Origin of the sequence: Mammaliicoccus sp. K-M42 (genome assembly GCF_022386375.1) — a bacterium.
In the GTDB taxonomy this organism is placed as follows: Bacteria; Bacillota; Bacilli; order Staphylococcales; family Staphylococcaceae; genus Mammaliicoccus; species Mammaliicoccus fleurettii.
Window position 1 is genome coordinate 1 of sequence record NZ_JAJNIS010000043.1, and the last position, 744, is coordinate 744.

Sequence of the window (744 nt, forward strand, 5' to 3'; positions counted from 1 at the left end):
AGCACCAATTAATCTAAAAGCAGAGTCTAAATTAGGGAAAGTCTTAATGACTTTCTCTCTTTTTCTAACTTGCATATTGATGTTCTCAATAGAATTAGTCGTACGTAAACTTTTATGATGTTGTGCTGGGAACCTATAGAACTGAGCAGCATCTTCGAAGCCTTGATCTAATATATTGAGTGCTTCTGAATACTTTGGATTATTTTGATATTTAGTTATCAGTTCTTCTTTAAGCTGTAATGCATGTTGATAAGTAGGTGCTTTAAAAATAGATTTAAGTAACAGTTTTGCATCTTCAGAATTTTTCTTAGGGAAACGTTCAACAATGTTTTTAAGAAAATGAAAAGTACAACGTTGCCAAGATGAATCTATAAATTGAGATTTAATAGATTTAATAAGACCAGAATGAGCATCAGAAATAATAAGCTCTGGTGTCGTTAAACCACGCATTCTAAGGTCTTCAAAAAATTCAGACCAAGCCTTTTCAGATTCTTGATTAGAAATTTTAAAGCCAATAATTTCACGCTGTCTAAGTTCATTGATACCCATTGCGGTGTAAACACCCTTGGATACTATTTTATTATTCTCTTTAACTTTTATATACATAGCATCAACAAACACATACTTATATTGATGATTCGTAATGGGTCTACTTGCCCATTCTTGAATATCAGGATCTATATTTTTCATTACTTCAGAAATCGTTGATTTCGATACAGATTCCCCTGATAAAGCCTCGACAAT

Annotated in this window: 1 protein-coding gene; it reads right to left on the bottom strand. The window is 32.0% G+C overall.

The features are described from left to right. A partial coding sequence (locus LQ668_RS12245; RefSeq protein ID WP_239776056.1) for an IS256 family transposase occupies positions 1–744 on the bottom strand: 744 nt, incomplete at both ends.